General features: G+C 62.5%; 11 protein-coding genes. 6 read left to right on the forward strand and 5 right to left on the reverse strand.

Annotated elements, in window-relative coordinates:
* The 3 genes from ENZ75_RS08875 to ENZ75_RS08885 form a co-directional block, all read left to right on the forward strand.
* Positions 1–658, forward strand: a 658-nt coding sequence (locus ENZ75_RS08875) for an ATP-binding cassette domain-containing protein (RefSeq protein WP_128278035.1), incomplete at its 5' end; no start/stop codon positions are given.
* Positions 655–1,731, forward strand: a complete 1,077-nt coding sequence (locus ENZ75_RS08880) for an ABC transporter permease (protein WP_013529889.1) — start codon at positions 655–657, stop codon at positions 1,729–1,731. The genes ENZ75_RS08875 and ENZ75_RS08880, both read left to right, overlap by 4 nt.
* A complete protein-coding gene (locus ENZ75_RS08885) occupies positions 1,724–2,656 on the forward strand; it encodes an ABC transporter permease (RefSeq protein WP_013529890.1) in 933 nt (310 codons plus the stop codon). Before ENZ75_RS08880 ends, ENZ75_RS08885 begins: the two co-directional genes overlap by 8 nt.
* Before the next feature lie 10 nt (positions 2,657–2,666).
* On the opposite strand, the gene ENZ75_RS08890 is transcribed toward ENZ75_RS08885, so the two are convergent.
* The 5 genes from ENZ75_RS08890 to ENZ75_RS08910 form a co-directional block, all read right to left on the reverse strand.
* Positions 2,667–3,587: an ABC transporter permease gene (locus ENZ75_RS08890; protein WP_082826540.1), complete on the reverse strand. Its 921-nt coding sequence runs from the start codon at positions 3,585–3,587 to the stop codon at positions 2,667–2,669.
* Positions 3,587–4,636, reverse strand: a complete 1,050-nt coding sequence (locus ENZ75_RS08895; protein ID WP_224621515.1) for an ABC transporter permease — start codon at positions 4,634–4,636, stop codon at positions 3,587–3,589. Before ENZ75_RS08895 ends, ENZ75_RS08890 begins: the two co-directional genes overlap by 1 nt.
* Before the next feature lie 25 nt (positions 4,637–4,661).
* Positions 4,662–6,209, reverse strand: coding sequence for an ABC transporter ATP-binding protein (locus tag ENZ75_RS08900; protein ID WP_063168881.1), 1,548 nt, complete (start codon positions 6,207–6,209; stop codon positions 4,662–4,664).
* 97 nt (positions 6,210–6,306) lie between these two features.
* Positions 6,307–7,401 (reverse strand): BMP family ABC transporter substrate-binding protein, encoded by a 1,095-nt coding sequence (locus ENZ75_RS08905; protein ID WP_013529894.1) that lies wholly within the window; start codon positions 7,399–7,401, stop codon positions 6,307–6,309.
* Positions 7,398–8,234: a GntR family transcriptional regulator gene (locus ENZ75_RS08910; RefSeq protein WP_024505100.1), complete on the reverse strand. Its 837-nt coding sequence runs from the start codon at positions 8,232–8,234 to the stop codon at positions 7,398–7,400. Before ENZ75_RS08910 ends, ENZ75_RS08905 begins: the two co-directional genes overlap by 4 nt.
* A gap of 250 nt (positions 8,235–8,484) precedes the next feature.
* Here ENZ75_RS08910 and ENZ75_RS08915 point away from each other — a divergent pair, with 250 nt between their 5' ends.
* The 3 genes from ENZ75_RS08915 to ENZ75_RS08925 form a co-directional block, all read left to right on the forward strand.
* On the forward strand, positions 8,485–9,342 hold the full coding sequence (locus tag ENZ75_RS08915; RefSeq protein WP_032809603.1) for an aromatic ring-hydroxylating dioxygenase subunit alpha: 858 nt from the start codon (positions 8,485–8,487) through the stop codon (positions 9,340–9,342).
* Between the two features lie 29 nt (positions 9,343–9,371).
* Positions 9,372–10,265: an aromatic ring-hydroxylating dioxygenase subunit alpha gene (locus ENZ75_RS08920; RefSeq protein ID WP_013529897.1), complete on the forward strand. Its 894-nt coding sequence runs from the start codon at positions 9,372–9,374 to the stop codon at positions 10,263–10,265.
* 21 nt (positions 10,266–10,286) lie between these two features.
* A partial coding sequence (locus ENZ75_RS08925; protein WP_164887766.1) for a Rieske 2Fe-2S domain-containing protein occupies positions 10,287–10,515 on the forward strand: 229 nt, incomplete at its 3' end.

Below are 10,515 nucleotides of genomic sequence, written 5' to 3' on the forward strand. Positions count from 1 at the left end.
TGCCGGCAACGGCCAGAAGGAACTGTTCGAGGTACTGATGGGAGTCCGCGCGCTTCAATCGGGCGGTTTCTCGCTGGAAGGAAGCCCGGTCACCGCGCCGACGTCTCGCCAGATTCTCGACAGCGGCGTGGGTTTCATTCCGGACGATCGTTTCCTCGAAGGGTTGATCCCGGAGTTCGGAACCGCCGAAAACCTTGTCCTCGGCTGGCAGCGATCGCCGGAATATTGTCGTGGTCCGTTCCTCGATCGCCGCAAACTGGCTGAGTTGGCGAGGCGCAAGATCGACGAATACAAGGTCGCGACCGCCTCGGCGGACCTCCCGGTGGAGCGACTGTCGGGGGGCAACGCGCAGCGTGTCATTCTTGCCCGCGAGTTCCAGCATGCGCGGCGGCTGTTGCTGGCCAACCAGCCGACGCGAGGGCTCGACGTTGCGGCCTCCGAATTCGTCTACGAGAAAATCCTGGAAAAGCGGGCCGCGGGCTTTGCGATCCTCCTGGCCTCAGAGGAACTCGAAGACCTGCTGCGCCTTTGCGATCGCATAGCGGTCATGTTCAAGGGCCGGATCATGGGCATCGTGCGACCCGAGGAGACCAGCCTCCTCGAACTTGGAATGATGATGGCAGGCGATGCCAGCCAGCTTACGCAGGGAATTCAATGATTTCATTTCAACGACGCTCGGGCAGCAGCCTGGGATGGAACGTCGTCTGCTATTCGGCGGCGATATCAGGTGCTCTCCTGGCTTCCGCTGTTTTGCTGAGGCTTTCCGGCGGCGATCCTGCAAGGGCCTTCACGGCCCTGATCGTCGGCGCATTCGGCAGCCAAGGCGCATTGCTCGGTTCGCTGGCGAAGGCGACCCCGCTGTTGCTTGTCGGGCTGGGCACGGTGTTCGCATTCAGGGCCAAGATCTGGAACATCGGCCAGGAGGGGCAGGTGTTCGCCGGCGCGATGGCCGCCTATTGGGTGAGTTTCTGGATAGCGCCATTGCCAGGCTGGCTGGCCGTCTGCACACTCGCGCTGGCCGGAATGGCGGGCGGCGGCGTGCTCGGCCTGTTGGCCGGCGCACTGAAAACCAGGTTCGGCACCAGCGAGATCATTTCGACGGTGATGCTGAATTACGTCGTCATGTACCTGCTCGCCTACCTTCTCGATGGCGGCCCCTGGATGGCGACAGGCGTGACCGTATCCTATCACCAGTCGCCGCCCATCGATCCAAGTCTGGAGTGGCCGATCCTCTTGGCTGTTGGGGCGGGAAAGCTGCATGTCGGCTTCCTGTTCGCTCTCGCCGCCTCGGCATTCGCAGCGGTGCTGCTCGACAAGACGTCGCTGGGCTACGAAATCCGCGCGTTCGGCTCAAACCCGACCGCGCTGACGTTTCGCGGCACCAATGTGCGCCGGCTTCTGCTGACCGTCATGCTGATGTCGGGGGCCCTGGCGGGACTGGCTGGCGCCGGCGAGCTTTTCGGTGTCTCGCACCGGCTGCGTGCCGAGACGCTGCTTGGCATCGGCAGTTCGGGGATCGTCGTTGCCATGGTGGGAGGACTGCGCCCGAGCGGCGTGATGATCGCCGCCCTGTTCTTCGGCGCGCTGGAAAGCGGCACGATCTACATGCGGCTGAAGAGTGGCACGCCGGCAGGCCTGGTGTCGGCGATGGAAGGGCTGGTGCTTTTGTTCTTTCTCAGTGCCGCCGTCGCAACGCGCCTTCAGATCGTGAGGAGGGAAGTCCATGCTTGAGCTGCTGCAGGGCCCGCTTCTGATAAGCCTCCTGGCGGCGATGGTCCGCATTGCCACGCCATTGCTTTTTTCGGCAATGGGCGAACTTGTCACGCAGCGCGCGGGCATCTGGAACATCGCTGTCGAAGGCACCATGCTGATTGGCGCCATTGTCGCCTACATGGTTGCCTCGACAACCGGATCGCCTTGGCTGGCTCTGGCGATAGCCATCCTGGCCTGCGCCGCGAGCAGCCTGATCATGTCGTTCGTCACGATTGTTTTGAAGGCCGAGCAATTCGTAGCCGGCCTTGCCCTTAATCTCCTGGCATCGGGCGTGACGCTGTTCTGGTTCCAGGCCTATATTGGCGGTCGCGAGGCGCCGACCTTCATCGGCTTCGACCAGGTTCCGATCCCCTATCTGTCGGATATTCCAATCCTGGGACCGGTGCTGTTTTCCCAACGCCTGCTGACCTATGTCAGCTTCCTGGTGCCCATCCTCGTCTGGTTCTTTCTCTACCGAACGAAATACGGCCTTGAGGTGCGCTGTGTCGGCGAAAATCCGAAGGCGCTTGACGTCAAGGGCCTGCACGTCGGCCTCAGGCAGTGCCTCGCGATCATGTTCGGCAGCATGATGTCCGGCTTCGGCGGCGCCTTCCTGATGCTTGGCTATTCGGACAAGTTCGTTCCCGATCTCATTGCCGGCCGCGGCTGGCTGGTCGTGGTCGCGATCATCGCCGGCAACTGGATGCCGTTCCGGATCGTTGGAGCGATCTTCATCTTCGCGTTTCTGGAGGCGTTGGGCATCCATGCGCAAGTGGTGGGGATTCCTGTCCCCCACCAGCTGTTCCTCGTCTTGCCCTATGTGGCGTCACTTGTGCTGCTTGCGGGCTTGCGGTCGCGCACCCATCAGCCCGTGGCGCTCGGCATTCCCTACAACAGGGAATAGACCCTGCTGCTCAACCCGCCGGACGGAAAGGCTTTGCTAGCGAAGCCGGGAAGTGCAGCGCCAGCATTTGCCGGTTTCGCGAGATCAGCACCAGAACGATGATTGTCGCGAGATAGGGCAGGGCCGAGAGCAGTTCGGACGGCACTTCCAGTCCGAGCGCCTGTCCCTGCAGCTGGAGGATCGTCATGCCGCCGAACAGCCAGGCGCCAAGCAGGATGCGCAGCGGGCGCCATGTGGCGAAAACCACCAGCGCCAGTGCGATCCAGCCTTTGCCGGCAGTCATGTTCTCGACCCAGAGCGGTGTGTAGGCGACGGACAGATAGGCGCCCGCCAGGCCAGCCATCGCCCCGCCAAACAACACGGCCATGTAGCGGATCCTGATCACGGGATAGCCGATCGCATGCGATGTCTGCGGTGACTCGCCGATCGTTCGCAAGATCAGCCCGGCCTTCGTGCGGTAGAGAAACCAGCTGATGGCAGCGAACATCACCAGAGCTAGGTAGACCATCGGATCGAAGCGGAAGAGCAACGGACCGATCAGCGGCAGATCGGACAGAACAGGGACGTTGATGCCGTGCAGCGCCTCGATAGGCTCGCTGCCGAAGCCGCGGCCAAGGAAGGCCGACACGCCGGAACCGAAGATGGCCAGCGCCAGTCCGGCCGCATATTGATTGGTGAGGAAGGTCAGTGCCAGAACGCCGAACAGCAGCGAGGCGGCGGCACCTGCCAGGGCGCCGGCCAGGATCGCAACCGGCATTGGATAGCCTGCGGTTACGGCCCAGAAAGCCAATGCCGCGCCCATCAGCATCATGCCTTCGATGCCAAGGTTAAGCACGCCGGACTTCTCGACCACCAGTTCGCCGAGTGCCGCGAATATCAGCGGCGTGGCGGCGATGACGGTGCCGGTGAAGATGGCGATGATCAAGTCCATCAGGCTGTCTCCAGCGCGTGCGTGTCTCGGGCCGGCCGTATCAGGCGGATGCGATAAAAAATGAAGAAGTCGGCGGCGAGCAGGAAGAACAGAAGAATGCCCTGGAAGATGCGCGTCAGCGCCGAGGGCAGGCCCAGCGTCATCTGCACGCCTTCGCCGCCGAGGAAAAGCAGCGACATCAACAGCCCGCCAAGCACGATGCCGAAGGCGTTCAGCCGGCCGATGAAGGCGACGATGATGGCCGCGAAACCGTAGCCGGGCGAAATCTGCGGCGAGAGCTGGCCGAGCGGCCCGGCGGCTTCCGCCATGCCGGCGATGCCGGCGGCCGCACCACCCGCCATCAGCCCGATCCAGACGGCGGCAGATTCGCGAAAGCCGGCATAGCGGGCGGCAAGCGGTGCCGCTCCGCTCACCGACATCTTGTAGCCAAGGAAGCTGCGGTCAGTGAACAGCCACATCACGAACACGGCGACGACGGTGATGAAGATCGAAGGGTTGAGCCGATAGGCCGGGTCGAAGGATTCGAACAGGGCGGCTGTCGGCAGAAGTGCCGTCTGCGGGTAGTTGAAACCGGCCGGATCGCGCCACGGTCCATGCACGAGATAGGACAGGAACAGCGTCGCGATGTAGGTCATCATCAGCGTGACCAGGATCTCGTTGGTGTTCATGCGGGCGCGCAGGAAGGCAGGGATCGCCGCCCATGCCATGCCGGCGCCCATGCCGGCAACGAACATCAACGGCAACAGCAGCACGCTGTCCGGGTTCGGCCAGAAAAGACCGACGCCGCTCGCCGCAATCGCGCCCATGGTGAACTGGCCCTCGGCGCCGATGTTCCAGACATTGGCGCGGAAGCCGATAGCCAGCCCACACGCAATGAGGATCAGCGGCGAAGCCTTGAGCAGCCATTCCGACAAACCGTTGAGGGAATTCAACGGCTCGACAAAGAAGGCGTAGAGCGTCGGCAGCGGATCGTGTCCGAGCGAGGCAAAAAAGATCGAGCCGACGACCAGCGTCAAAACCGACGCCAGCACCGGCGCCGCGACGCGCATTGTTGCCGAAGGCTCCGGCCTTTGTTCAATCCTGAAGCGCAACGTCGCCACTCCCAATTGCCATTTGATCCGTGCTCATCGTTCGACCGGTCATCAGCAGCCCGACCTCTTCGCGGTCGGTCGTCTTGCGTACCAGCGGCGGTGACACGCGCCCCTGGCAGATCACCAGAAGCCGGTCACAAATCTCGAACAGCTCGTCGAGTTCTTCGGAGACGACGAGCACCGCCGCGCCGGCGCGGCTGAGGTCGACGATGGTCTGGCGGATGAAGGCGCTGGCGCCGACATCGACGCCCCAGGTCGGCTGGGAGACAAGCAGAAGCTTCGGCTCGAGCGCGATCTCACGGCCGACGATGAATTTCTGCAGATTGCCGCCCGACAGGCTTTGCGCCGTCGAAGCCGGACCGTTGGCCTTGACCTTGAACCTGTCGATGATGCCAGCTGCGAAGGCGCTGGCTTTGCGCCGGTCGACCAGGCCGTTGCGGACGGTGCCGAAGCGATGGGCGGTCAGAACCGCGTTCTCCCACAGCGTATGCGACGGTACCGCGCCACGGCCCAGCCGTTCCTCGGGAACGAAGGCGAGACCGAGCTTACGGCGCTCGTCGGCACGAAGGCGAGCGGCAGCGGTACCGCAAATCCTGATCGCGTCGTTGTTGTGATGCGTGCGTTCGCCGCTGAGCAAGGCGATAAGCTCCGCCTGGCCGTTTCCGGACACTCCCGCCAGGCCGACGATTTCCCCGCCATGAACGTTGAAGGAGACGTCCTTCAGATCCACGCCGAAATGGTCTCTTGCCTTGACCGAAAGGTTGTTGACCTCGAGCACTGGCTTCTCGCTCGGGGTCGGCGGGCTGACATGCATTTCCGGCAGCTTCGAGCCGACCATCATGCGGGCGAGCTCGAGCGAGGTCGTCTCTTTCGGCCGAGCGGTGCCGGTGACCTTGCCGTTGCGCAGCACGGTTGCGGTGTCACAGAGCTCCTGCACCTCGTCGAGCTTGTGGCTGATGTAGACGATGCTGCAGCCTTCAGCGGCGAGTTGTCGAAGCGTCTCGAACAGCTTGACCACCGCCTGTGGCGTCAGCACGGAAGTCGGCTCGTCGAGGATCAGAAGCTTGGGCGCCTGCAGCAGGCAGCGCACGATCTCGACGCGCTGCCGCTCGCCGACAGAGAGGTCATGCACCTGGCGATGCGGATCGATCGGCATACCGTAGCGAAGCGAAAGCTCGCGGATCTTGGCGGCAAGCGAGGGCAGATCGAAGGCGCTGCTTGCCGAGAGCGCAATGTTCTCGACCACTGAAACGGATTCGAACAGCGCGAAGTGCTGGTAGACCATCTCGATGCCGAGCGCGCGCGACGTCGCCGGGTTGTGCGCCGCGATCGGATTGCCGTCGCAGAAGATCTCGCCGGAATCGGCCTGCGCCGCGCCATAGATGATCTTCATCAGGGTCGATTTGCCGGCGCCGTTTTCGCCCAGCACGGCGTGGATTTCGCCGGGCTGGATAGACAGCGAGACCTCGTCATTGGCGACGACGCCGGGATAGCGTTTGCGGATGTTGCGCAGTTCTAGACGCGGATGCATGGCGGGTCCTGCCGTGGCGTGAAGCGAGGTTGGACGGGAACCAGGCAGGGAGACGCCGAAGGTCGGTCTCGGCGCCTCCCTGGTTCTTTGATGGCGTTCAGCTCAGCTTGCCGATCATGCCTTTGACGAACCAGTTCATGCCGCGAACATCGTCATCGGCCAGGACGGAGCCTGCAGCGACCTTGAGGTTGCCGGCCTGGTCCTTCAACTCGCCGCCATAGGGGTGCACCTTGCCGCTGCCGATGTCGGCCTCGAGCTGCTTCAGCTTGGCCTTGGTGTCGGCCGGTATGCCGTCATTGTAGGGCGCCATCTTCACGACGCCCGCTGCCAGTCCATCCCAGCGCACTTCCGGCTTCCAGGTGCCGGCGGCGACGGCCTTGGCGGCGCCGACATAGTCGCTGGTCCAGTCGAGGACAAAGGACGTCAGCTGTTTGCCCGAAGCGAACTTGGCCATGTCGCTGGCGTAGCCGATCGACCAGGCGCCGCCTTCACCCGCGACCTGGACGCCCGTCGCCGTGTCGGTCATCGAGCAGATGACGTCGCAGCCTTGCGAAAGCAGCGTCTTGGCGGCCTCCTTCTCCTTGCCCGGATCGAACCAGGAATTGAGGAAGATGGCGTTGCAGGTGGCGTTCGGATTGACGCTTTGCGCACCGAGCAGCAGCGCGTTGGCCGGGCCGACGATATCCGGAATCGGAAAGCCGCCGATGAAACCAATCTTGCCCGATTTCGACATGTAGCCGCCGGCCGCGCCGGCGACGAAAGTGCCCTCGTAATATTTGGCTTCAAAGGTACCCAGATTGGCAAGGTGGACGATGCCGGAGCAATGTTCGAAAGCCACCTTGGGGAACCGCGGCGCCACTTTCTGCATGGGCGTTCCGTGCGAAAAGCTGGTGCCGAAGATCAGTTTGTTGCCGGCGCTGGCCAGCTCGCGGAAAATGCGCTCCGCATCCTGCGGCATGAAGATGTTGTCGATGACGGTGAGTTCGGCCTTGTCGCCGAACGCGGCTTTGATCGCCTCGACGCCAAGGCTGTGCTGCTTGGTCCAGCCGATTTCGGCGATCGGCGAGACGTAGACGACGCCGATCTTGAGCACCTCTTGAGCCTTGGCGACCGTGCTCAGCCCTCCGGCACCGAGCGCAGCACCCAGCGCACCGCTGTATTTCAGGAATCCGCGTCTTGTCAGGTCGTTCATGTCGGTAACCCTCTGTTGGTTTTTTTGGTTGATGCCCGGCTTGTCGATGCCCGGTCTTTGTTAGGGAGATGGACGTGCGCGTGCACCGCGCCGTCGCCATTCCCGGATGGTTTTGCCTGCCTCAATCCAGCCGATATCGTCGCTCCGTCGGCCTTGCCGTCGAGATAGGGTGCGAGCGCTTCGGCAGGCGTCATCTCCGGAAACACGTCGCGATCCATGATATAGCCGCGCACCACGGTGCGGTGATGCGTGTCGATCAGGTCCATGGCCTGTTTCAGGCGGCCCTTTTCCAGGAGGTCGACGACCCTCGAATGATCGTCGAGCAGATTGCAATAGTCGAAATCGGCTGAAATGAGCGAGCGCAGCAGCGTCGTGCGGCGCACCAGCTGGGCATGGATTTCCTGCATCACCTTGTTGCGGCTAAGGCGCACGAACACCGTGTGGAATTCCTGGCCGAGCACGTCGGCCAGCGCATCGTTGCCGGCGGCGACTGCCTGGCGCTGGCGTTCGACATGCTGGCGCAGCTCGGCCCATCCGGCGGGGCCAAGGCGATCGCTGAGCTGGGCCGCCACCCCCTGTTCGACAAGGGTCAGCGCGTCGTAAATCTCCATTGCCTCCTGCATGCTTGGCCTGGCGACGAAGGCGCCGCGGTTGCGCTCGATCTGCGCCAGCCCGTCATCGGCGAGCCGTATCAGGGCCTGACGCACCACGATGCGGCTGACATCGAATATCTCGGCAAGCTCGCGCTCGCCGAGCTTGCAGCCGGGCACCAGCCGATGGTCGATGATGGCGCGGGTCAGCGTGTCCGCGATCGTCTGGGAGCGGCTGCTCAAGGCACGGTTCTCCGCCTTTGCGACGACATGATCAGCAGGCTTTCCATGATGAAGACATGACGCTTCGGGATGTGCCATATCCCAGGTTCAGGTTTTCCATATCGGAATTCAATCATCATAGTCTGTCAACACAAAAAATGATTTTGGCTGACAAAAAATCATTGATTGGTATCCAATCTTGTGATTTCGTCATTGCGAAACGTCAGGCTAGGTTCGTGGTGAAGGGCTAGCCGAGTTGGGAGGGATGCCGATGGCAACCCGTTGCGTCGACCGCGAGCTTCTGAACGACTGGCATATCGTCGCTGACCAGGAATCGCTCAGCCAGGATGTGCCCTTTTCGACCCGTCTGCTTGGGGTCGATCTCGTCGTTCGAAAACATTCAAACAAGATCGAAGTCGTTCGCAACGATACCGGCGACGTGTTGAAGAGCGCCGAGCGCTATGGCTTCGTCTGGACCTGTCTGGACAAACCCTGGCGCGACATCATCTACATCCCCGAGGCCAACGAGGCGGATCGACATCTGGTCAGCGGCGGCTCGATCGCGGTCAAGGTGTCGGGCCTTCGCGCCGTCGAGAATTTTCTCGACATGGGGCATTTCCCCTTCATCCACACAGGCTGGCTCGGCGAGGAGCCGCATACCGAGGTCGTGCCTTACAAGGTGGAAATCACGCCCCAGGACGAGGTGCTGGCGACCGAATGCAAATTCTACCAGCCCATCGCGTCGCCGACCGCGAAGGAAGGGTTCGTCGTCGAGTACATCTACAAGGTGATCCGGCCCTATACGGTGGCGCTCTACAAGAGCAATCCGATCCAGAAGGGGAGGCTGGATGTCATCACGCTGTTCGTGCAGCCGGTCGACGAGGAGAACTGCGTCGCGCATCCCTATCTCTGCTACCTCAAGGAGGGCATGGATGCGGCGACGGTGCGCAGTTTCATGCAATTGATCTTCGCGCAGGACAAGCCGATCCTGGAAAACCAGGTCCCCAAGCGCCTGCCGCTCGATCCGCGCGCCGAGACGCCGATCCGCGCCGATGCCGTCTCGGTTTCCTATCGGCGCTGGCTGCGTGACAGGGCGGTCACCTATGGTGCGATACCGGCACAGATCTGATGACGTCCGAGGGTATTTGAAGGGATAACATGATGACGAAATGCGCTGATCCCGTGATCCTCAATCTCTGGCATCCCGTGGGCGCCATCGCGGAAGCTGCTCCCGGCGCCGTCCAGGAGACCGTTCTGCTCGAGGAGCGCCTCAGCTTTGCGGTGGACGCGGATGGCGAGCCCGTCGTCTGGCGCTCGCGTCCCGATGTGCAAAGGGCTGACCATATTCCACCCGCCGACAGGCTGCCTGCAATAAGCGCCTATGGCTATGTCTGGACTTCGCTCGGGTCGCCGCCGGCCGAGCTGTTCCCGATCCCCGAATATCAAGAGCCGGACCGCCGCAAGCTCAATGCGGCAACGTTCGGCGTCAACGTCTCGGCGCCACGCGCCATCGAGAACTTTCTCGACATGGGCCACTTCCCCTATGTGCATACCGACATACTCGGCGTCGAGCCGCATACCGAAGTCAAGGAATACGACGTCGAGATCTCCGTCGATCGCGACGAGATCCTGGCCACGCGCTGCCGCTTCTTCCAGCCGATGGCGTCGACGGCGTCCGATGGCGGCGCCGACGTCGACTACGTCTATCGCGTGCCGCATCCCTATTGCTCGGTGCTCTATAAATCGAGCCCGGTCGACGAGACCCGGCGCGATGTCATCGCCGTCTTCCTGCAGCCGGTCGACCAGGAGCATGTGCGCGCCCACATGCTGCTTTGCGTGCTCGACGAAGACAATGAAGACAAGGTGATCAAGCGTTTCCAGCAGACGATCTTCGGCCAGGACAAGCCGATCCTGGAAAACCAGGTGCCGAAGCGCCTGCCGCTCGATCCGCGCGCCGAGACGCCGATCCGCGCTGACAAGTCGGCCATCGCCTACCGGCGCTGGCTCAGCCAGAAGGGCGTGACCTACGGGGTCATCCCGGCTGCAGCCTGACAGACATTTTGGAGACGATTGATGTTGGAAGAAGCCAGAAGCCGGTGGCATCCGATCGCCGCTGCCCATGATTTGCCGTTTCGCCACGTTTTCCACGGCCAGTTGCTGGGCCGGGAATTCGCCGTGTGGCGGGCCGATGACGGTTACGTCAACATCTGGGAGAACCGCTGCCTGCATCGCGGCGTCAGGCTGTCGATCGGCATCAATGACGGGCGCGAACTGAAATGCCAGTATCACGGCTGGCGTTATT

Source organism: Mesorhizobium sp. M7A.F.Ca.CA.002.04.1.1, assembly GCF_004022805.1.
Lineage (GTDB): Bacteria > Pseudomonadota > Alphaproteobacteria > Rhizobiales > Rhizobiaceae > Mesorhizobium > Mesorhizobium ciceri.